General features: G+C 37.2%; 25 protein-coding genes. 3 read left to right on the top strand and 22 right to left on the bottom strand.

Features of this window, described 5'->3' with window-relative positions; genetic code table 11:
* Positions 1 to 277: 277 nt before the first annotated feature.
* From V7112_RS14695 to V7112_RS14625, 15 genes are all read right to left on the bottom strand, one after another.
* Positions 278 to 1339 (bottom strand): tetratricopeptide repeat-containing glycosyltransferase family 2 protein, encoded by a 1062-nt coding sequence (locus V7112_RS14695; protein ID WP_335421054.1) that lies wholly within the window; start codon positions 1337 to 1339, stop codon positions 278 to 280.
* 74 nt (positions 1340 to 1413) lie between these two features.
* Entirely contained in the window at positions 1414 to 2190 is a 777-nt protein-coding gene (locus tag V7112_RS14690; protein ID WP_335421052.1) for a flagellin, read from the bottom strand.
* 213 nt (positions 2191 to 2403) lie between these two features.
* Positions 2404 to 2628 (bottom strand): carbon storage regulator CsrA, encoded by a 225-nt coding sequence (gene csrA, locus V7112_RS14685; protein WP_335421051.1) that lies wholly within the window; start codon positions 2626 to 2628, stop codon positions 2404 to 2406.
* Positions 2629 to 2640: 12 nt separating this feature from the next.
* Positions 2641 to 3078 (bottom strand): flagellar assembly protein FliW, encoded by a 438-nt coding sequence (gene fliW / locus V7112_RS14680; RefSeq protein WP_335421049.1) that lies wholly within the window; start codon positions 3076 to 3078, stop codon positions 2641 to 2643.
* Positions 3079 to 3099: 21 nt separating this feature from the next.
* Positions 3100 to 3669: a DUF6470 family protein gene (locus tag V7112_RS14675; protein ID WP_335421047.1), complete on the bottom strand. Its 570-nt coding sequence runs from the start codon at positions 3667 to 3669 to the stop codon at positions 3100 to 3102.
* Positions 3670 to 3712: 43 nt separating this feature from the next.
* Positions 3713 to 4618, bottom strand: a complete 906-nt coding sequence (gene flgL, locus V7112_RS14670; protein ID WP_335421045.1) for a flagellar hook-associated protein FlgL — start codon at positions 4616 to 4618, stop codon at positions 3713 to 3715.
* A 10-nt stretch (positions 4619 to 4628) separates the two neighbouring features.
* Positions 4629 to 6191, bottom strand: coding sequence for a flagellar hook-associated protein FlgK (gene flgK / locus V7112_RS14665; protein ID WP_335421043.1), 1563 nt, complete (start codon positions 6189 to 6191; stop codon positions 4629 to 4631).
* A 15-nt stretch (positions 6192 to 6206) separates the two neighbouring features.
* The gene (locus tag V7112_RS14660; protein WP_335421041.1) at positions 6207 to 6686 is read right to left on the bottom strand and encodes a flagellar protein FlgN; all 480 of its coding nucleotides are present in this window, start codon (positions 6684 to 6686) and stop codon (positions 6207 to 6209) included.
* Between the two features lie 20 nt (positions 6687 to 6706).
* A complete protein-coding gene (gene flgM / locus V7112_RS14655; RefSeq protein ID WP_335421039.1) occupies positions 6707 to 6967 on the bottom strand; it encodes a flagellar biosynthesis anti-sigma factor FlgM in 261 nt (86 codons plus the stop codon).
* 77 nt (positions 6968 to 7044) lie between these two features.
* Positions 7045 to 7449 (bottom strand): TIGR03826 family flagellar region protein, encoded by a 405-nt coding sequence (locus tag V7112_RS14650; RefSeq protein WP_335421037.1) that lies wholly within the window; start codon positions 7447 to 7449, stop codon positions 7045 to 7047.
* A gap of 435 nt (positions 7450 to 7884) precedes the next feature.
* Positions 7885 to 8124: a hypothetical protein gene (locus V7112_RS14645; protein ID WP_335421035.1), complete on the bottom strand. Its 240-nt coding sequence runs from the start codon at positions 8122 to 8124 to the stop codon at positions 7885 to 7887.
* A gap of 62 nt (positions 8125 to 8186) precedes the next feature.
* Positions 8187 to 8891: a ComF family protein gene (locus tag V7112_RS14640; protein ID WP_335421033.1), complete on the bottom strand. Its 705-nt coding sequence runs from the start codon at positions 8889 to 8891 to the stop codon at positions 8187 to 8189.
* A gap of 3 nt (positions 8892 to 8894) precedes the next feature.
* Positions 8895 to 9176 carry a late competence development ComFB family protein gene (locus tag V7112_RS14635; protein ID WP_335421031.1) on the bottom strand — a complete coding sequence of 94 codons (282 nt, stop codon included), beginning with the start codon at positions 9174 to 9176 and terminating at the stop codon, positions 8895 to 8897.
* A 194-nt stretch (positions 9177 to 9370) separates the two neighbouring features.
* On the bottom strand, positions 9371 to 9955 hold the full coding sequence (locus tag V7112_RS14630) for a class D sortase (protein WP_335421029.1): 585 nt from the start codon (positions 9953 to 9955) through the stop codon (positions 9371 to 9373).
* A 66-nt stretch (positions 9956 to 10021) separates the two neighbouring features.
* Positions 10022 to 11512 (bottom strand): DEAD/DEAH box helicase, encoded by a 1491-nt coding sequence (locus V7112_RS14625; RefSeq protein WP_335421027.1) that lies wholly within the window; start codon positions 11510 to 11512, stop codon positions 10022 to 10024.
* Positions 11513 to 11631: 119 nt separating this feature from the next.
* Here V7112_RS14625 and V7112_RS14620 point away from each other — a divergent pair, with 119 nt between their 5' ends.
* On the top strand, positions 11632 to 11868 hold the full coding sequence (locus V7112_RS14620) for a hypothetical protein (RefSeq protein ID WP_335421025.1): 237 nt from the start codon (positions 11632 to 11634) through the stop codon (positions 11866 to 11868).
* A 66-nt stretch (positions 11869 to 11934) separates the two neighbouring features.
* On the opposite strand, the gene V7112_RS14615 is transcribed toward V7112_RS14620, so the two are convergent.
* The 3 genes from V7112_RS14615 to V7112_RS14605 form a co-directional block, all read right to left on the bottom strand.
* Positions 11935 to 12777 (bottom strand): DegV family protein, encoded by an 843-nt coding sequence (locus V7112_RS14615; RefSeq protein WP_335421023.1) that lies wholly within the window; start codon positions 12775 to 12777, stop codon positions 11935 to 11937.
* Between the two features lie 150 nt (positions 12778 to 12927).
* Positions 12928 to 13617 (bottom strand): response regulator transcription factor, encoded by a 690-nt coding sequence (locus tag V7112_RS14610; protein ID WP_335421021.1) that lies wholly within the window; start codon positions 13615 to 13617, stop codon positions 12928 to 12930.
* 263 nt (positions 13618 to 13880) lie between these two features.
* Complete coding sequence (locus V7112_RS14605) at positions 13881 to 15020, bottom strand: sensor histidine kinase (protein ID WP_335421019.1); 1140 nt, start codon at positions 15018 to 15020, stop codon at positions 13881 to 13883.
* Positions 15021 to 15243: 223 nt separating this feature from the next.
* On the opposite strand from V7112_RS14605, the gene V7112_RS14600 reads away from it, so the two are divergent.
* Entirely contained in the window at positions 15244 to 15879 is a 636-nt protein-coding gene (locus V7112_RS14600; RefSeq protein ID WP_335421017.1) for a YigZ family protein, read from the top strand.
* A gap of 21 nt (positions 15880 to 15900) precedes the next feature.
* Positions 15901 to 16941 carry an LCP family protein gene (locus V7112_RS14595; protein ID WP_335421015.1) on the top strand — a complete coding sequence of 347 codons (1041 nt, stop codon included), beginning with the start codon at positions 15901 to 15903 and terminating at the stop codon, positions 16939 to 16941.
* 113 nt (positions 16942 to 17054) lie between these two features.
* Here V7112_RS14595 and V7112_RS14590 read toward each other — a convergent pair whose 3' ends face one another.
* From V7112_RS14590 to V7112_RS14575, 4 genes are all read right to left on the bottom strand, one after another.
* Positions 17055 to 18113 carry a glycosyltransferase family 4 protein gene (locus V7112_RS14590; RefSeq protein ID WP_335421013.1) on the bottom strand — a complete coding sequence of 353 codons (1059 nt, stop codon included), beginning with the start codon at positions 18111 to 18113 and terminating at the stop codon, positions 17055 to 17057.
* Between the two features lie 353 nt (positions 18114 to 18466).
* Positions 18467 to 19567 (bottom strand): glycosyltransferase family 4 protein, encoded by a 1101-nt coding sequence (locus V7112_RS14585; RefSeq protein ID WP_335421011.1) that lies wholly within the window; start codon positions 19565 to 19567, stop codon positions 18467 to 18469.
* A 16-nt stretch (positions 19568 to 19583) separates the two neighbouring features.
* On the bottom strand, positions 19584 to 20336 hold the full coding sequence (locus V7112_RS14580; protein ID WP_335421010.1) for a WecB/TagA/CpsF family glycosyltransferase: 753 nt from the start codon (positions 20334 to 20336) through the stop codon (positions 19584 to 19586).
* 179 nt (positions 20337 to 20515) lie between these two features.
* Positions 20516 to 22603, bottom strand: coding sequence for a sulfatase-like hydrolase/transferase (locus V7112_RS14575; RefSeq protein WP_335421008.1), 2088 nt, complete (start codon positions 22601 to 22603; stop codon positions 20516 to 20518).
* Positions 22604 to 22706: the final 103 nt, after the last annotated feature.

The following is a 22706-nucleotide window of genomic DNA, read 5'->3' as shown; positions in this document are numbered from 1 at the left end:
ATCTCAGCGACTTCCATTACGAGACGGACAGATGTAATTCGATAGAGTATATTTGCCCGGGTTTCTTATTTTTCATACAAACGTAAATCGACTGAGATCATTCATGGAAATTAACGACATTCAAACGTTTCATACAGCAGCACCCCATTGTCTATGTCTTTTCTTTACTAATCAGTATAAGCAAGACTAAACAGGATAAGCTTGAGAAGTGGGAAATGGTAATCAGTTATACATACTTATAGGTAATTCCCCAACAATTCTCCGCACTCATTATATATTACAATGAATCTAATCGATTAATAGCAGGCTTATAATTATATTCTGATGCTCTACTATAGCATTCTTTAGCTTTATTAATTTGACCAGTCACTTCATAAAATGTACCTAAATTATATAAAGCAGCAAAACTACCAGTTCCGACAACACTATCATAGTGTTCACTATCACCTAGCTCGATACATTTTAAATAACATTTCTCAATTTCAGGAAAGAGATTAATATACTTATTGGTATCACTTAAAACCAGATCCATATATAACAATGCTCGAATAAAGTGAAAATCGGGCAGTTGAACTAGGCGTGTTTGATTGTCTTTGATAATTTTTATTGCAAGATTAAGGTCAGCAACCTCCTTTAAAGTATAAAGATAAATAACAACTAAACTAGGGTAGTATATTTCATTGCCATTTAATAAGGCATAGCTCTTTTCAAACCACTGATTTGCCAAGTCGTAGTTCTTATTACCTCTATATTCTTTTGCTAGTTGGTATAAATAATATGGATCATTTGGTTTCGACTTTACTTCTTGAAGCAATAAAGGAATATTACGATTAGACTTGTCAGTTAAATAATATCCGTCATGCCCAACTACAATTGGAATATTTTTTCTAGGTAGTTTGGAAACTAACTGCTCGTGTATTCGTCCATTGTAAGTAAGACCAGTTGGAAATACTCTTGAAACAAATGCCTTGTCATAGTTCACTTCATTATTTTGAATAAATTTACTCCTTATTTCAATTCTCCCTATTGCTACTTCATTATTAATAAATTTAAGTAGTTCTTCTTTACAATCGTTTATAATATATTCATCAGCATCCAATACTATATTCCAACTAGATGTAGATTGCTCCAAGGCATAATTTCTAGCATTAGAGAAATTATTATTCCATTTAAAATCATAAATTTTTGCACCAAACTGTTGAGCAATATTCTTTGTCTCATCCATTGATCCAGTATCAACTACTATTATTTCATTTACTAATCCAATTACACTTTCCAAACAACGTGCAATTACCTTTTCCTCATTTTTTACTATCATACAAAGAGAGATTGACTCCAAAAGTTACCACACCCATACGATTTAGTAATAAAGAGACTCTAAAAATAGAGTCTCCCTTAAGTTGAATAATAAAATTAACGAAGTAATTGCAATACAGCTTGTGGTTGCTGGTTCGCCTGAGCTAACATAGCTTGAGAAGCCTGGTTAAGGATGTTTGTTCTAGTAAACTCCATCATTTCCTTAGCCATATCCGTATCACGGATACGAGATTCTGCAGCTTGTAAGTTTTCTTTAGTTGTATCTACATTTCTTACCGTACTTTCCAACCTATTTTGAAGAGCACCTAATGCTGATCTAGAAGTATTCACAGCATCAATAGCAGCATCAATATCAGCTCCAGTTGAAGCATTAGTTAATGCTACAGCAGCAGATATGTCTCCGTCTGCAACAGTTAACTTAACAGTACCATCATGATTTATTGCAATATCACGAGTTCCACCATTAAGTACAGTTGAATCATTAAATTTAGTAGAAGTTTGAATATTGGTAATTTCCGCTTTTAGAGCATCCATTTCTGCATCTATATTAGCTTTATCTGCTGTGTTATAAGTACCAGTAGATTTTTGTACAGCCAATTCTTTCATTCTAACAAGCATACTACTTACTTCGTTCATAGCACCTTCAGCTGTTTGTATTAAAGAAATTCCATCCTGAGCATTTCTTGAAGCTTGATCTAAACCTCTTATTTGTGATCTCATTTTTTCAGAGATAGAAAGACCAGCAGCATCATCAGCAGCGCGATTAATACGAAGACCTGAAGATAACTTTTCCATCGCTTTTGCACCAGCATTAACATTCATGCCCATCTGACGGTGGGAGTTCATTGCATTTAAATTGTGATTGATAATCATTTTAATTTTCCTCCTTGAAATTGGGTTTGTCCACATCCATGTGGTAATTATAGTGCTAAAGTCGGCCGCCTTTAGCTTTCTTTGCCTTACACTACTTATATCGACATGATTAGTAAATGTTTAATAGTATTTTGTATTTTTTATGATTTTTCAATAAAACTTTTCGACCTATCTTTTCTTCACATAAAAATTCTTAAGCATTGTCATTTAAGGTTAGAATTTTTGATTTTTTAATTGTTCTAATAAGGTTGTAGAGATAGAAGCAGCTTCATTGTTTGATTCTTGTATCGATAAATATACTTCTTTCCGATGTATGTCAACATGTTTTGGGGCATTGATTCCTAGTTTTATTTGATCACCTTGAACTGAAAGAATCGTAATTTCTATATCATCGCCAATCTGAATGGCTTCATTGACTTTTCTTGTTAAAACAAGCATACTTCCACCTCCCTATTTAATTGTTGTTTCAGCAAAGAGTTTATGCCTAGTTGTATATGGCGAATGACTTAATATCACTTGCTTTGCAATCTGTTTGACTCCATTAAGAATGATAGGACCTTGTAAATTTGCCGTTGATTCTTCAAATGGTTCCTTTATCGTTAAAATCGAATATATTTGTATGTCACTTTCAGTTTCTATCTTTAATATTTCTTTTTCTCCTTCAGACAATTTAAATCCATAATCACGTATAAAAAGAAACGGATTTACAACTACAAACCCTAATTCTTCTGTTTGTATCGATTGTAAAATCAAGAAAGGTGATTCTTTATCGATTGTCAACAATACGAATTGCTTCTCCTCTAGAAACCCAGGTAAACCACTTTGAAACTGGATTATCTCATTTTCGTGTACCTCAATTTCTCCATGGTACTTTGTTTGAATGACCATTAGTTACCATCCTTTTCCTGTTTATGCCTTTGTATCTATGTATTCAAAATCAATCTTCAACTCATTTCTTTGCCTTAGATAAGTATCGACCTTACCATGAAAATAATCAACAATTGGCTTATTCACTTGAACATCAATAATAGGTTTATGTGGTGTTGCCTTAATATCCACTTTACCGGGTTCATAATGAATCTTCACACTTCCAAAGGATGGGATGAAGCCAATGTTAAATTCCTTCATGGGCTTTTGACCATTTTCTTGTGCTTGTCTTACTAATGGATTTCCACCATTTTCAATTTCCATTAATTCAGTTCCTTGTTGAACTCTTCTTGCTATTCCGACGAGTGTATCCTCTTTCCCCTTCTGAGCTAATTCCTCGATACTTCGGAGGATATTCTTTAAGCCCATATCAGCCCATGCTTCTGTTTGGTCAATTGTTAATTTAGGCGGAGTTGTTTCCATCGATATATCTGCCTTTGGTTGTTGGATCGATAATTCAGCCTTTGGTTGTTCAGTTTCTGTTCTTGCACTAGTCGTTTCGATTCCAATTTGTGCTTGTTTACTTTCTAGTCTTATTTGCGGAAGTATCATGCTTTATACACTCCTAGTAAAAAAGCTATCTAAAAAAGATAGCTTATCTTAAAAAATCTATTAAAGATGGTTGAATGATTCTTGCACCTACACTAAGTGCAGCCCGATGAAGACTCTCCTGTGTTGTTAACTCTGTAATTATTTTTTCAATATCTGCATCTTCATTTTCCGACATAAGTTTTGTAGCAGTTATTTCTTGACTATCTAACCGATACTCCATCATCTCTGCGCGGTTTTGTTTTGCACCTATTTCGGCACGAAGAAGTAACAAATTATCCATTTGAGTTTCAATATCTGATAAATACCCAGTAAGATCTGCCCCACTTTTAGCTGGATCTTTCAATGTTCCAACAATCTCACCAAGCTTTGCAACAACACCATTTGTAGAATTAGCAAAAAATGTTTTTCCATCTACATTTACATCAAGAGTAATTCCATTAAAAACTTCAATTTCAACTTTATTGCTATTGGCATTAGGATTAACATTCAGATTACCCGTTGTAGGGTATCCAGTAAATAATGGTTGTAATGTATTTGTTCCACTAAATAAATACTTGTCTCCTAGCTTTGTATTCGCGAAATCAACAATCTGCTTTTGGATTTGTTCCATTTCTACAGCAATTTTCTCACGATCATTCGGCGTAAGTGTATCAGTAGATGCTTGTACTAACAACTCTGAAACACGATGCATGGCACTAGTAACTTGATTCAGCGTCTCATCTGTTGTATCTAACCAGTTGTGAACCTCACCCATATTCCGTTGAAATTGTTGAACTTTATCCAGATTTGTTCGATACGCAATACCCTTCATAGCTACAACAGGATCATCTGAAGGACGATTGATTTTTTTTCCTGTCATAAGCTGCTCTTGGATTTTCCCCATTTTTGAATAGCTTCCGGACAAATGTCGTAGCATATTATTTGAAAGCATTGATTGTGTAACTCGCATTATTTAACACCTACCTTCCTACAACACCCATACCATTAATAATTTTATCTAGCATTTCATCGATCACTGTAATTTGCCTTGCTGCTGCATTGTAAGCGTGTTGGAATGTAATCATATTTGTCATTTCTTCATCTAAAGAAACAGAGGAAACTGATCGACGATTTTTCTCGACTGTATCTTTCAAGATTGCACTGTTTGTTTCCATTTGTCTTGCATGTTGACCTTTAACGCCTAAATCTCCAATTAATCCTTGATAGAAGGTTTCAATTGTTCCTTCAGAAACAAAACCATTTGAACCAGCAGATGGCGATGCAGATAATGATGCTTGTTTTACACCGGCCAGGTTAATTGCATTCATACCATTTCCAGATACGTTTGCTTCACTTGAAGCAGCAATTAAATCATTGTTATTAAGAATCTGTTGATTAACCGCTATTGCTTTAGCTGCACCTTTATAATCAGTTACTGGTTCAAAGAAATTGATACCTGTTTGACTAGAATTCGTTCCATTACGATCAAGGGACCAGCCTTGTTGATGCTGAGCGTTAAATTCCTTTATAAATGTATAAGCCATTTTGTCTAGATCATCTAGCATTTGAGGGTAAAGCCCCTTCGTATCCCCACTTCCATCTTCATATCCGTATGACTCGACAAGTGCTTTAATTTTCCCTGAAGCCAATTCGTAAGCATTGATTTCAGTTGTTCCAGTACTTGATACAATATTAATTTTCTGAATGACATCCCCTGGAATTGTTGGATCACTGCTTCCATTATTTGGACTAACTGCTAATCTATTAAACGTAGAACCACTAACTAGTGTTTCACCGCTAGATAGTTTAATATCGTAAATTCCTTCAGATATATCTAATGCATTTCCACCTGTCGCTCTCTTTTCTACTTTTATTTCAACAAATTTTGAAAGCTCATCTACTAACATATCTCTTTGATCATAAAGGTCATTTGGTACATAACCGACAGGCTCAATTTCTGAAATTTGACTATTAAGAGCAGCAATTTTTTCAAGTATGGTATTCACATTTTTTAATGATACACTTAGTTCGTTTCCTAAATCCTGTTTGATACCCTTAATTGAATCGTGAAGATAATGAAATGTATCCGCAACAGCAATGCCACGCTGTGCAACAACCGCTCTTGCCCCTTTGTTTTCTGGGTTCACGCTTAGATCCTGAAGTGATTGCCAAAATTGATCCATTGTTTTTGCTAATCCCGTTTCACTCGGTTCATTTAGGATATCTTCCATTTTTGAGATTGCATTAGTACGTGCTTCCCAATATCCGTTTTTAGTATTTTCGCCTCTAAATTGTAGATCTAAAAAGCTTTCACGCACACGTTGAATCGTTCCAGCCTCAACACCTGTTCCAACCTGCCCAGGAATTTTTGCTGTATTTAAACCAGGAGATGGGTATGGATTTGTCTGGGTGAAATTAACGCGCTGCCTTGTGTATCCAGGTGTATTCGCATTTGCGATGTTATGTCCCGTTGTATATAGCGCACTTTGCTGGGTGACCATACCCCGACGTGCTGTTTCTAAGCCATGAAATGTTGATACCATTTTTCCATCCTCCGTTTATGCTTTTGAATCAAACATTGAGCGTGTTTGCTTTTTCTCTTTTGTTCCCGCTGGGTTTCCGTAGTTAACGTTTTGTTCTTGTGGAATAAGCATGTCCAATGACATATTTACGTACTGTAAAGACTGATGCGTGAGCTGTTGATTTAAATCGTTTGCTACCTTTAAATCGTGAGTCACTTTTACTAAGTCTTCATGTAAGCCCATAAGCGCCGAACGCATTGGCTCGGCCGTTCTTTCAATACATTGCGTTAACGTCTTGTCCTCGATCGGCCCAAGTAGTTTATCAACAATTACAATCCGTTCATTATCCAATTGTCTGATCGCTAAAATGTATTTCTGTTCTTCTTTCATCAGTTCGTTGAGGGCATCGACGTCGCCTTTTTTCAAGATGTCTGTTTTGCGCTCTGAAAGCTTAAGTAAATTTTGATGTAAAGTAAGTATTTTTTTGAGCAACACGACTAAGTTTTCGGCTGACATAATGACCCTCCATTCTTACATTATTTTTTAAAATAAAAGTCGTATACGCTTTTCGCCACGTCTTCTGTATTCACCATGTAGGTTCCGTTTTGAACCTTCTGTTTTAGAGCTTCAACCTTTTCCTGACGTGCAACCGTGATTGGTGAAGTTTCTTGTAGTTGTTTCGCAGCCGAAGAAATTTCAACCTTATCTGCCTGAGTTGGCTTTTCTGATGCAGCCATCTTGTTCATTTGCTTTTTATATGGATTCATTCCAACCGGTCCAAATTGATTAATTTTCATCGTATAACCTCGCTTTCTATCCGAACTTCATGTCTTTGTCTTTTATATCGGTAAGAGCATGAAAATGTTTAGAAATTTTAATCTGCAAAATACGTTCTTTTTTCACGTTCACGTATCTCTTTCTTCCTCTCCTCTTCCTGTTCAAAAGTTGATAATTCACTACGAAGTTCTTTTGAACAGTCATCGCATAAAATCCCTTCACGGATTATAGTACGACATTTTTGACATGGATATCCAAGGTTTGGGAATTGGGCTAGTTTTAACTTCCCAGTCCGAATAAATTTGATGATTAATTCCTCATCAACGCCTGTTCCTTCAGAAGCCTCAAAAATCGTCGCTGTACGATTTTCTCTTTTTCGAATAAATTTATAAACGGTTTCAAACGCTTGGTTTTCTTCCTTATAGCACTTTTCACATACATCACGTAGATTCGTTTTTACAAAAAGACCCCCGCAATTTGGACAATTCATTAATTCTGCCATATTGATTCTCTCCTCAAACACCTTATTTCTATCTATTATATCGGTTTTTTCGGGCGAGTTTGTAGTGACAGATTTTTGAAAAATACATCAAAAGGAGCTGAAAATAAATATAACGGGGTTACATATGAAGACTTATATTAGGGGTTTTTGACGTGGGTGTTTTACAAAGAATATTTCTACATATCCAGAACTCAGTCGATAAAATACTTTATATGGTTCGGACCTACCAACTGATAATATTACCATCCTAAGTTCAACAGGCATTCCATCAATAAATACTATCTTCCCAGGGATATAGAATGAAAAGTCCTGTTCACTAAAGTAACTGTAAATATTTTTTTGCAGGAGCTTTCCTATCTTCGGAATCCACTGTTAATCGCCACTCATCTAATTGAATTAATGATTGTAATGCTGAATTCCTCCAATAAATTTCCATCATTTAAATTTATCCTCCAACAATCTTCTAACTTCTTCATTAGTCAAAATTGGATTGTCTTCATTTAGTGCTTTTAATAAATGTTTTTTATCTTCTTCGTCAGTTACATGATAAACATTTGATTCATTTACTTCCTCTACTTCAAATAACATAAATTTTCGTTTTCCAACTTCTAAATAATATTTTCCTGATGAGATGGCATCTTTTAATTCCTGATCCTCAATTTTAAGTGGCTTCATTTAAAAACACTCCTTGATTTGGTTGAAATTATTATAACATTTTCCTTAAACAATAGTATTCTTCACCCCCTCATCAACGTCAGCGACGATACCGATTTTGCCCCTGCCTTTAACAGTACGAAGCCTGCTTGTCTCAATGTCGATCCCGTCGTATAAATATCATCAACCAATAATATACTCTTATCCTGAACCACATCAGTCACTCGAAACACATTTTCACCCGATATCCGTTCATCACGGCTCTTTTTCGATTGTTTTTCCAAATGCGCGCGATCTAACACTCCATGCACTGGTACATCCAATAATTCCGCGAGCGCCTTTGCCTGGTTAAACCCGCGCTCATATAAACGCTTATCGCTTAATGGAATAGGGACTACTAAATAGGAAGGATTAAAATGAATTTTGAATGCTTTTTTCAGAGGTGTTTTAAAAATAAAAGAGATGGCGTAGTCACCGCGGAATTTGTAGAGGGAGATAACATCTTTTGCAAAGTCATTATAAAGGTAAATCGACCGGTTCTTTGTGAGCACGCCTTGCCAGTGAGGGTCCTTTTCCCATCGAACACAGTCATAGCAGTGGTTTCCTTCACGATACTCATCAGACAGATCCGAAAAAGGTCTTCCGCAAGTTTCACAAAGTTCACCGTCAACCTTTTCAAATTTTTCACTGCAGGTAGAACAAAGTGGATCTGGTTCGACCAACGAAAACAGTGTCGACCAGGAATCCACTTCTTCAAAATAATTGTGACAAAGAATGCATGTAGACATGGCTCAGCTCCTTTTCAAATTGTCGCACTGAGGGTTTTTCGCGACGATGTTTACAGCCTCTGCGATTTTGACGTAGATGTTGGCCATCATTTGTTTATTAAAATATTGAGCGCGAACATACGCTACTCCATTATCCTTTGATACATAACGTGGTGGTAGATTATTTAATGTGAGGGCAAATACATCATTTTTACACTGTTCACATTTACAAGGCAAGTTGTATTCAGACCAGTTTTCATTGATTGCTTCAGCAACAAGTGGCTCCATTGCATTAAAAACCTTCACACGAACCTCTCCATTCTCTCTATTTTTTTTATTATCACACAATAAACATTAATTGGAAATAGTTTTGTTTAGCTCCCATCTTAAACAATAATTGAATTGAATTTATTTTGTAATTCCCCTTTTAACCTATACAAGGTAGTACTTTTGTAGTATATAAAAACCCCTTAGCCGTATTACAACTTAGGGGTTCTAATTTAATCTACCTTTTTCCCGTAAAAAATGTAACGATACGGTGCGTCACCTAGATATCCGAATGGATAACATGTTGTCACAATTAGCTCCTCGTTTGGTGCTGTTGATTTGATGATGGTCCGATCGTCCGCATCCACAATCTTCGTATCGACAATTTCATAAGTGAAGTCACCGTATTCTAATTTAATTACAAAAGTGTCACCAATCTCGAGCTCGTCAAATCGTCTAAAAAGGGTATCGCGGTGGCCTGATAGAACGATTTGATCGTTTTGAGTTGGTAGCGCGGTGCCGAGGTAATGGCCAACACCTTTTGCAAGTTCCTTTTCATCCGTTCCTTCGATGATTGGCATCTTCTCACCAAGCTTCGGAACCTCTAAAACACCCATTGTATCGCCTTTTTCAAAGGTTGGAATAACAATTTCCTTTTCTGCTTCCTCTGTCGGAGGTGTGAAAATGAGTTCCTCTGCCTGAACCAACGCCTCTTTTTGTGCCTGGTTTGAATCCCAAATTTGAAAAACCGAATAACCTGTCAATGAAACACCGCAGATGATAAGTAATAGTGCAATCGTATAAACAACCTTTTTCACTAGCAATCACCACCTAATCCGTTCTTTGTCCGTTACCCATAATCATAATAAAAATGTGCTGCGTAATCAATCAATGAAACCGTTTTGGAAAGCTTCTTTGTTCATATTTTCGATATGCTGTTTCGCCTTGAGCATTTCCCTTGTTCTGCCGTAATGAAAAAATAAAATCTCGCCGGTCGGAAATCGGGCACTTCGACCAACACGACCCGAAATCTGTACCAAGGCACTCTCTGTAAAAATTTTATCCTCCGCGCCTAAGACAGCGACGTCAATATTAGGCACTGTAACGCCTCTTTCTAAAATTGTTGTTGTGACGAGGATGGGTATTTCACCTGAGCGGAAACGTGCGACTTTGTCTTTTCGATTTGGGTCCTCGGCATGAACGCCTTCGATTCGGGAATCTAAGGCTTGTAGGATTTCAACGACTTTTTCTAAATAGGTGATGCGCGGAACGAATAAAAAAGCTTGCTTACCGATTTCAAGGTGCCTCTTAATCCACACCATTACATTCCCTGGAATCCTCTTCTTTTTCAATATCTTCTCCCAGTTCCCGCACCAAATAAATTCCGGGACTGGTAATTCATGACGATGGTACCTTGCCGGAATCGTGACTGCCTTTCTTTTACCAGCAGCAATTTCATTTTTCCACGTTTGATTCGGTGTTGCGGTAAGGTAAATAGTTGAAGAGATATCCTTTTTCGATTGGTTGACTGCATATTGCAGCATTGGCTCAACTGAATACGGAAAAGCGTCGACCTCATCGATAATGATCATGTCAAAGGCTTTGTAAAAACGAAGTAACTGGTGAGTAGTGGAAAGTGTAATGGGCGCAGTCTTGTTGCGGTCTTCGCTTCCTCCGTACAAGGCGATGACGTCGACTTCGGGGAATGCCGATTTTATCCTCGGTGCCAGCTCAATCACCACATCTGTTCGAGGTGTTGCGAGGCAAACCTTTTTACCGGCCTGAATTGCCACTTCTATCCCTTCGAACAGTATTTCCGTTTTTCCCGCTCCGCACACAGCCCAAACTAGCAACTGATGATTTGCCTTCACTGCTTTTACAAGCTCTGTTGAAGCCTTTTGTTGTCCCGGAGAAAGTGTTCCTTCCCATACAAGTGACTTGTCGAGAATTTCAACTCTTGGACTTGGCCCGGTCCAACTTACCAAAACCGTACACTCACTCATCCGTCCCATGTTGATGCACTTCCTGCAATACGTGCATTGCTGCTTACACCTTGCACAATCAAATGAAGCAAAAAGCTTTTGATCTGAGTTTCCACACCGAACACAAGCATAACCATCATTCGTTTTCGCGATGGATTTTCGATATTGTAAATAACCATTTAAATAGTGATGATGTATGACTTCAAGGGAAAATGGAATTTCTTCATGTAGGAGTTGCTTGCCGTAGAGTAAATGTTGAAGTTCAGTGGAGTACTCGAATGTGGGATTCAGTGGTTGAGGATATCCGGATTCATAATCGCTTATTTGTTTGGCACCGTGCTTGTCCAATAATCTTTCGGGGATTAATATTTCGTTTTCTAGTAAAAATTTCATATAGGACCTCCGATTTTTCCAAATTGTAAATAAAAAAATTTAATTCAAACAAACTATCTTCTTTCATGTTTAATAATCCAATTATTGGGGAGATTAAATAGTGAAAGGTAGGGATTGAAATGATGAAATGGGTTATAAAGCATGGGTTGTTGCTTTGCATCGGATCGATTCTACTCATAGGAGCAATGGCAGTTTTATTTCAGGAGAAAATTCAAATTACGTCCTCTACATGGACTGTTCTGTTATTACTCTATTTTGTTGTACTTAGCCTGTACAGCAGCTATGAGTATAGAAAAGTTCCTGTAGAAGAAAATAAAGAAAAAGCCGCTAAAAAAGATCAATTATTAAAAAATTAGGAGCCGCTCCTAATTTCTTTTTTTTTTCAAAAATTCAGCGCCGCACCCTGGCACGGCGCTTCAATATTATTTCTTATACCAACCTAGCCCAATCGCACCTTCACCGAGATGTGTTCCAATCACAGGTCCGAAATAGCTTAACAAAAATTCGACATGCGGGTACTTCTTTTCTAGTTCAGCCTTCATTTCAATTGCTTCTTCCTCGATGTTTCCATGAATCAGCGCTGCTCGCATTGGCACACCTTGACCAGCAACCTCCTCAAATAACTCAAACACTCGGTTCAGCGCTTTTTTGCGCGTCCGGATTTTTTCAAAAGGAACAATCACTTTATTCTCGAAGCATAGAATTGGCTTCACCTGTAACAGACTACCGACAAAAGCCGCGGCACCGCTCAAGCGACCACCACGCTGCAGGTTCGTTAAATCATCCACCATAAAATACGCTTTCATCGAAAGTTTCATTTCTTCGAGCCTTGCCATAATCTCTTCAACCGGTTTTCCAGCCTTCGCCATTTCCGCCGCCTCAAGCGCATAAAAGCCCTGCACAATACAGCTGATTTCGGAGTCGAACGGATAAACCTTCACACCCTCCACCATATCACCAGCAGACACGGCCCCCTGATAGGTCCCGCTAATTCCACTGGACAAGTGAATACTAATGACAGCATCGTATTCCTGACCTAGCTTTTCAAAAAGCTCAACAAACTCTCCAATCGGTGGCTGTGAAGTTGTTGGCAAATCCTTACGAGCCTTAAGCTCCTCGTAGAATGCTTCTGCCGTAATATCGACTTCCTCCCGGTAGGTTTCTTCGCCGAATACAACACTTAGCGGAATCATATGTATATTAAGTTTTTCACGAATTTCCTTTGGTATGTAAGCTGTACTATCAGTTACAATCGCCGTTTTCATATTTTTTACCATCCTGTCCTGATTCTTTGTAATTTCCATTTTAAATGAAATAGACGGGGATGTCACTTGTTTATGTGGGACAGAGGGACAGGTCCCATAAAAAAAGCCAAGCCCCTACCTAAGAGCTCAGCCTTCTACCAATCTATTAAATTATCTAACCTCAACCCAGCCATTCTTAATCGCAACAACAACAGCCTGGGTTCGATCGTTTACATTCATTTTTTGCAAAATATTGCTTACGTGGTTTTTAACCGTTTTTTCACTAATATATAGGTCGTCACCAATGCCGCGGTTGCTTCGTCCATCAGTTAATAATTGAAGAACCTCGCATTCACGTCTTGTTAACAGATGTAGCGGACGGCGAACCTCCACTGCTATCTGGGAATGCGATGAAACGGATTGGCCACTTGCGACGGCAAGTCGACGGAATTCCTTAACTAAATTATGTGTAACTCTTGGATGCAAGTATGATCCACCTTCTGCTACGACTTTAACCGCTTCGACTAACGAGTCCGCATCCATTTCCTTTAATAAATAACCAGTTGCGCCAGTTTTAAGGGCATGCGTCACATAGCTTTCATCATCGTGGATCGATAAAATAATAACCTTCGTATCAGGGTATGTGTCAATTAATTGTTTTGTTGCTTCAATTCCGTTCAAGTGTGGCATGTTAATATCCATGATGACAACATCAGGATTATGCCGCTCAATCAGCGCCACCGCCTGTTCCCCATCGTCACCCTCTGCTACAACTTGAAAGGTTGGTTCAAAATCTAATATTCGTTTTACACCCTCGCGAAATAATTGGTGATCATCAATAATAACTATGCTTGTTTTCATGAATAACGCCTCCCCCTTTCATTTTGACAATCGAGGCAATTTCGGTCAATACTCCTTAAGCAGTATTAACGGACAAATATTCTTACATTTCCTAGGTGAATTCTTATATTAATAAGCAGCATATAGTAGGTAGACCATTTCTTGTAACGTATCATCGAATAACCGAAATATTCTCACATATAGAAAAGGAGGCCCACACGATGTGGGTCACAAAGACGTCGCTACAGGATGTGGCGTTCTTAGTCTTTGATCATTGAATCAATTCAAACCTCAAACGGTACCTGAATCATTACAATCGTTCCGGCACCAACACTTGAATCAATCGTTAAATGACCATCAAGTAAATCCACTCGTTCACGCATTCCAATTAATCCGAACGAGTCTTTTTTCTTCTCTCTGATATCAAAGCCTTTTCCATTGTCTTTCACGATAACTGTTACATGATTTCTACTTATCTCAAGCTTAACGGCGATTTCTCGCGCTTCCGCATGCTTCAACGCATTTTGGACCGCTTCTTGTACCAAACGGAATAAAGCCACCTCAAATTTTGACGGGATTCTTTGCTCCGATCCAATAAACGTAAACGAAATCGTAGTGTCGCCATTATATTCTTCGATCGTAGATAGGTACTTTTTGAGGGTCGGAACCAATCCAAGATCATCCAATGCCATCGGACGTAGGTCATAAATGATCCGACGGACCTCATATAGCGCCGAACGCACCATTATCCGCAAATCATGAATTTCCTTCACACCCTGATCCGGACTTTCTCGGTAGACCTTATCGATAATTTGCGAGCGCAGCATCACATTCGCAAGCATCTGGGCTGGGCCATCATGTATTTCACGAGAAAGCTTCCGACGCTCCTCTTCCTGTGCCTCAATGATTTTAAGACCAAACTCCTGCTTTTGCTTGGCGTCCTCTAAAATTTCCCCTACCATCTTAAAATCACTATTTAAATAATTGAGAACAACAGAAATTTGACCAACAAGATGGTCTGCACGTTCTATCGTTTCATGTAAACCGACTAAACGTCTTTCCAGCTCATCACGACGTTCACGGAGCTGCTTTTCCTCCTGCCGTATAACGGTCAATTGCATTTGCAAATCATGAGCCTTCTCATACGCATTCCGAATTTCTACCTCAGAATACTTGTTGAAATGACCACTTACCTCAGATAGGCGTTTCCGAGCAAAACGTGAGTGAGTTTCTAGCTTATCCACCTCATCGATAATCGTTCCAACTCGTTCCTTAATATCCTTTAATTCATCCGTCAAGGTTACAAATTCATTGCGAGATTGCTCACCAATTCGGAAAATCTCTTCTTTGCTATGATCAACGGTGTGCACCATTTTTTCCAGTATTGAATCAAGAACTTTACTATCAAGCCCTTTGGTGGCCATACCTCCACCTCCATCTAAATTATATACTGATTTGTTTTTTATAGCGTTTCATCTCGTTTACATTTGTATTACATCCACCCATGCCAAAAACAAACCATTGATGTAAAAATTATGTCGTTTTATAATAGAAGAATGGGCAAAAATTTTTATAGAAAAAGTCGGTCAGTGTCGATTTTAGTCGCACTAGCCTTTTCGTAAGAGCCCCGTTAGGAGGTATTACGTAATGCTTCATTCCTATTATACAGTAAAAGGGTATGGCGAGCATGAAATAAATATTCAAAAATCACGCTTTATCGCATATATTGACCGCGCTACAACCGAAGAGGAAGCGCAGGAATTCATTCAAAAAATAAAAAAGCAAAACTGGGACGCAACCCACAATTGTTCCGCATATCTCATCGGAGAAAACGATCAAATCCAAAAAGCTAACGATGACGGTGAACCAAGCGGAACTGCCGGAGTACCAATTCTTGAAGTTTTAAAGAAAAAACACCTTAAAGACACAGTTGTTGTCATAACTAGGTACTTTGGAGGAATAAAATTAGGTGCAGGGGGACTTATCCGTGCTTACGGCAAATCAACCTCGGAAGGCCTTCATGCAACCGGTATTGTCGAACGCAAACTCATGAGAGTGATGCATACAAAAATTGATTATACCTGGCTTGGCAAAGTAGAGAACGAACTTCGCTCTTCTATTTACCAAATTAAAGAAATCAAGTATATTGATGTTGTAGAAATAGAAACCTATGTAGAAGAAAACCAAACCCCACAATTCACCGAATGGATGACCGAGCTAACGAATGGACAGAGTCAAATTTCATTAGGGGATACGACATATTTAGAAAAAGACGTAATTTAATTACATTAGAGGAGCAAAAAAATGGCAAATAATCGATATCATTTAAAGAAAAAGAAACGTAAAAAAAGAATGTTTTTGTATATTTTTATGCCGTTATTGATAATTGTAGCAGGTGTGGCTTTATATGGCGGTTACCTTGTAAACAAAGCTTCCAATGCGGTTGCTGATTCGAAGACTGAATTAAGCAGAGGAGAAAAATCAGAAAAGCGTGTTGAACCTGTTGATCCGAAACATGATAACATTTCAATTCTATTCATGGGAATTGATGATAGTGAAACTCGTAATATGGGAACGGCAACACGTACCGATGCCTTAATCCTTGCAACACTTAATGAAAAAGATAAATCAGTTAAAATGGTAAGTATTCCACGTGACTCACTTGTTTATATTCCAGATAAAAAGAAAGAAGATAAAATAAACCATGCCCATTATTATGGGGACGAAGGTACAATAAAAACTGTTGAGGAATTATTCGATATACCCGTTGATTATTTTGTAAAAATGAACTTTGAAGCTTTTATTGATGTTGTTGAAGCACTTGATGGGATTGAAGTTGATGTTCCTGTTTCCTTCTCTGAACAAGACAGTAAGGACCGAGCAGATGCAATTCATTTAGAAAAAGGGTTCCAGCATTTAAATGGTGAACAAGCACTAGCCTTAGCACGAACAAGAAAAATTGATAGTGATATTGAACGTGGTAAAAGACAGCAATTGGTCGTTAAGGCAATAATTGATAAAGCTATTTCAGTTGGATCAATCACAAAATATGGAAGTGTAATTGATGCTTTAGGAAATAACATTGCCACAAACCTTTCATTTGGAGAAATGCTTGGCTTGTATGATTACGCAGCATCAGGACAACAGCTGCAAATCGAATCATTAGTATTAGAAGGCAGTGATTGGTGGTCGGACCACGGCTACTATTATAGGCTTGATAAAAACAAATTAAAGCTTCTGTCGCAATCATTAAAGGAGCATTTAGAAATCACTGCAACTGGACAGCGTATTGATGATAGTTCGGATTCCATTAAAGATGATGATTTAACGTTTAAAACAAATTAAAAAAAAGCAAGAATGTGTCATGCATTCTTGCTTTTTTTGTGCTATGGGTCTACAAAAAAGGCTGACTGCTAAGTCATGAATAACGACTTTTGCAGACAGCCTTCTTACTTCTTTTATTTCATTCTTTGTTGAACTTTAAACACACTGACCATATTTAAAAGTGGACGATACTCTTTTCCAACAAGACCTATTTTTTCTACAATCAGCTCTATTGCAATTAGTAATACGACAATCACAACAAGTGAACCCCATACAGTGGCTTGTGAGAACACCACCGCAGCAAGACCAAAAATCGCACTCATACCGTAAATCATTAACACTGTTGTACGATGGCTATAGCCTAACCGTAATAAGCAGTGGTGAAGATGTGATTTATCAGGAGCCGATAATGGCTGTTTGTTAACAAGTCGGCGTATAATCGCAAAGAATGTATCGGAAATTGGAACGCCTAAAATAATAACCGGTACAATGAATGAAATTAAGGTTACGTTTTTGAATCCTAATAAGGATAGGACGGCAATCATATAACCTAAGAATAAGGCCCCAGTATCTCCCATGAAAATCTTTGCTGGGTGAAAATTATAAATTAAAAAGCCTAATGTACTAAATAACAAAAGAACGCCAATACTTACAACAAACACGTCGCCTTTAATAATGGCCATTCCAGAAAGTGTCATAAGTGCAATTGAAGATACACCAGCAGCCAACCCATCTAGACCATCAATTAAATTAATGGCATTCGTAATTCCTACTATCCAGATAATAGTGAGTGGGATTGTCAAATATCCAAGCTCAAGCTGTCCGGCACCGAATGGCAAGTTGACCATTTCAAGATCTACACCGTTAAAAATAACAACAAATGCAGCTAATATCTGACCAAATAACTTCCACTTTGCAGATAACTCAAACAAGTCATCTAATATCCCAGTTATAATAATAATAAAACTGCCTATTAAGATTGGCCATTTAAATTCACTTTCGGGCTGTAAGATTAAAAATCCAATGACAAAACTAATAAATATTGCTAATCCTCCAAGTCGAGGCATTACTTTTTGATGTACTTTTCGTTGATTCGGTTGATCTGTCGCCCCAATTTTAATTGCAAGCTTGATAACAAATGGGGTTATGAGGATAGAAGCAATGAAACAGACCAACGAAATGATATATAGCATAGAATATTATCCTCCTCATCCTTACTTTAACCATTTTATCTCTTTTCTAAATATCTTTTGTAAAATTTATTCGATTTCATTGTAAAGATTTTGTCCATAAGGTAAAACACTCAAAGTGGATTATATCACAATCTATCGAAATTGTATAACATGATTTATTTTACATTACGATAATAATAGATTCCAAGAATATAGACGTATGTAGATCGGATTTGGTTACAAGAACTAAAGTTTTTTTTACATAAAATCCATTTAACAAATATTACTTACCCTTTACAAAGTCCATATTGTTGTCTTTTCCTAAATAAATTTAAAAAAATGCGAGAAATCCTTAGGATTTACCCGCAATTATTTTATAAGATTGTTTTGTAAGCATTGTAAACGCTTTGGCTAAAGTTTTCGATTGAGTACTTGGTTGATGCTTTTTCATAAAGTTTTTCGGCAATTTCATGTAGTTGATTTGATTCTTGTAATGACATATATTCCTTTAATGCCCAAACTAAGGCTTGGACATCGTTTGAAGGAATAACCCTGCCTAAGCTATGATCTGAAATCAAATCCTTCACCCCACCAACATCGGTTGAAATGACTGGGACGTGTGCTCTAGCTGCTTCAAGAATAACCAATGGAAAGCTTTCGCTAAAGGATACAAGTATTTCGGCATCGGCATTCAGTAATAACCCATGAATATTTTCCTTATGGCCCAAAAACTTGACTTCATTTTCTATCCCTAATTCTGCTGTTTTTTGTTCTAATTCCTGTCGGATTGGTCCATCCCCAACAAGCACTAACCTCACATTTGGATGATCACGTTTGAGTTCTTTAACTGCTTCAAATGCAATCGTATGTCCTTTAACTGGATGTAGGCGAGCAATCATGATGATGACAAAATCATTCTTGGTGAGACCTAATTCTTCCCTTGTCACTCGTTCAAACTTTGGTTCAGTAAAGCTTATTCCATTATAAATAGTCGTAATTGAATTTTCTTTGATTCCGAATTCAACGAGCATGTCCTTAAATCGGTTTGATATCGCAAAAAAGTGATCCATCCTTTTATATGAAAAGAAATTTAGCTTTGTAAACACAGTCCCCTTGAAGCCGCCATTTAAAAAATCATCACGAGGATCACTATGGATGGTTGTCACCCACTTACAGCTCGTAAAAGGCTTTAACAGAACAGCATATAAATTCGCCCTGGGCCCATGTGTATGGACAATATCGATGCTGTTCAATTTTATATAATCGATGATTCTTTTTAAAATGGACAAGTCATATCGGGATGTTTGCTGAAATACTTCAACTTGGATCCCCTTTTCCCTGGCACGCTTTGACATTTCCCCTTCTTCAAATACGCCTAAAATAAATTCTTCGCGGTTTAATTGGTCTAGCAGGGAGAGAATATGTATCATTCCACCGCCCGTTTCAGCCCCCGCATTTAAGTGAAGAACCTTCATAACAAACTCCTTTACTTTACCCTTTTGTCTTTTGTCCGATTACCTTCATCACAAATACCGGTATCGACATCATTCGTTTCCAGCGCCACGGTTGTTTAATCAGACGATAAAGCCACTCCACATTTAATTTTTGCCATACCTCTGGGGCTCTTTTTACTGTACCCGCTAAAACATCAAAGCTGCCGCCTATCCCCATGAATAGTCCTTTCTCAAAACGTTCTATATTTTGAGAAATCCATTGTTCTTGTTTCGGAACTCCTAATGCAACAAGCACGATATCTGGGTTAGCCTCTGCAATTTTGTCAGCAATTTCATTATTGTTCCAATCAAAGAAGCCGTGATGATATCCGCCAATTGTACAGCCGGGATAATATTGATTAATATGCTCCACCGTCTTTTCTAATACATGCTCTTGGCTGCCTAGCAGGAAGATCTTCCATTTTTTTTCGTTTGCGACCTCTAATAGCTTCACCATTAAATCAAATCCAGCAATTCTCTCAGGCAGTGGGTCGTTTAACATGGCTGCAGCCTTAACAACACCAATTCCGTCTGCAATGACATAGGAAGCTTTATCTAAAATGGTCTTATATTCTTTATCATTCAAGCTATACATGACGATTTCAGGATTTGCAGTCACAACAAATGTTTTTTGTTGAGATGTGATCCGGTCGGTTAATTCGCTTACTAATTGCTGCTCAGTTGTTTTTGTAAAATGTACACCTAATATATCAACATGTCGGTTATCCATATTATTCTCCTTAAATTCCATCGTTTCCCTATCTCCTTTGTTAATATATCATTTAAGTATGAAGGAGTTCAATTTATATAATAATATTGTCCACACATTTGAAAACATACTTCTCCTTAATACAAAAACGGCTATCAAGATAGTCGGTTTTTACCAACTTTCGTGATAGCCGTTTGTAACAAATACATGAATTGCCTTATTTATTTCTTCTTCGTATATTCACTTTCAGCGATAACATGATCCTCATCATCAATAAGTTTTACTTCAATCGTTACTTCTTTATCTTTGCCAATCAGATCTTTAGGTATATCACATATAATTTCCGAAGAACTCTTGAAAACGGATTTTTGAGCTTTTCCGTTAACATATACTTTTACGTTAGATACGAAACCTTTTCCTTTTAGAATATATGCCGGTTTTCCCTTGTTGTTCTTCCCTATAGAAATGTCTTTTATTTTCATTTTTTCGCTTCCTAGAAAATAATTCGGTGCCACTTCTACAGGATACTCCGCATATGATTTTTGCTTTCCAAATAGGATATCTTGCTGCAATATTTGGTAATCTACCAGCTCAGTCTCATTAACACCTTCGTCTCCCCAAAACTGTTTTGGCGGAATGACTGTCAAGCCACTATCGTATACATGACCAGATACTTTAAAAATTGGCGACTTTTCCTTTTTGGCTTTTTCAAGTATATATGATCCTAAAAAGTTTGGAGTCATACGCAAGTTTTCTTTTTCCTCAGGGTCAGAAAAATTATCCCAAACAATCAAAGGTGTTGTATACATTTTTTTATGGTCTTCATATAGATTAAGATCAGAATAATATTCAGCTTCACGATATACGGCATAATCAGCTCCCAACATCGGTAAATGATCTCCATAAATAACGACCATTGTCGGTTCATCTAATTCGTTAATGCCATCTATTAATAGCTTAATAGAATCATCCAGTTCATTTAGTACTTTCAGATATAAATTCAAAATATACTCAGGAACGTCTGTTAAATTTCCCTCAGTGGTAAACTCCAACTTCTCTTCATATCGAATATCATCATATGGTCCATGACTTGCAACTGTAGCGACATTAAGGAAATCCGGGCCATCCGTTTTACTTATTTCACTTAAGCTTTGTCTCATCAGTTCTCGGTCATCAATATAAGGACCAACCATCTCAGGGTTATTAAAGAATTCCATACTAACATACTTTTCAAAGCCTAGATACTCATACGTTTTATTTCGGTCGTAGAACCAATTTTTAAATGTATGAACTGCAGTAGTATGATAGCCTTGATTTCTAAAATTGTGTGCTAAGGAATCAATCGGACGATTAATATAATGGTTATAGGTTTCTGCACCTTCTGGTAAAAATCGAGTAGATAATCCAGTCAAGGTTTCGAGCTCCGAATTAATCGTTCCTCCTCCAAAAATATGCGTTACCAATTCACCAGACGTATAATTCTCCATTAAACTGCGCGTATAAGGGATAGGGTCTTCTTCGAATTTTATATTTGTTAATAAAAGTGGATCCCATAATGCTTCAGCTAAAACCACAATAACGTTTGGTTTAAAGTCGGGGTCTACTTCGTAATTATCTACTTTATATTTATCAGAATGCAATACGTTTCTTATACTTTCAGTATCTAACTCTTCTGCGAGGCGATTTTGATTAAGAATCGTTAGAAATCCACCAATAAAGCCTAGTTTTTCATATTTTGTTTGTAACGTACCTTCTTCGCTTGCCCCACTGCTTAATATCGTTGGTTTATAAAAAAACAAGACTAAACCTAAGACCCCAACAATAGCAATAATTAGTCTCTTTTTTAAAGTAACAGTTATGCTTATCCGATTGATTAGAATGTAAAACAGTACGCTCACTACAACGAAAACGATACCCGCAATCATCCACTTTACCGAAATAAGCCCGTCCATGTTTTCTGTTATACCTGCTGCTTCTTTTAATAGATAAAAATCATACGGAGAAAGGTAATCCCCTCTTAGTTGGTACTTTTTATAACTTATAAAAGCAATCAGAGCCCAGATGAATAATTGAATAAGCATCGTCAGTAAAAAAACTCTTCTTGGTAATAAAAACAGGATCCCTGTTATGAACAATAAAAACAGATAAGTCACCAATACAGACACAGGGCTAGATAATACCCAAGATGTGAAAGCTGTTGGTGAACCCCTATGAATTGTCTCCAAAATGAACAATGTGAAGAAAGGAATAAATAGTAATATCAAATAATAAATGAGTTTGGATATTGGTTTCTTTTCCCCAAGTAACATAACAAAACTCCTTTCGAATAACATTAAATACGTTACCATATCTTAATTCGTAATTCTATGGTTATATTTGTCTCCAAAAAAATAAGCCCTGACCATGTATATG

The sequence above is a fragment of the Bacillus sp. JJ1566 genome, assembly GCF_036962685.1.
Taxonomy (GTDB): Bacteria; Bacillota; Bacilli; order Bacillales; family Bacillaceae_L; genus Ferdinandcohnia.
This window is presented reverse-complemented; position numbering and strand designations above follow the sequence as displayed.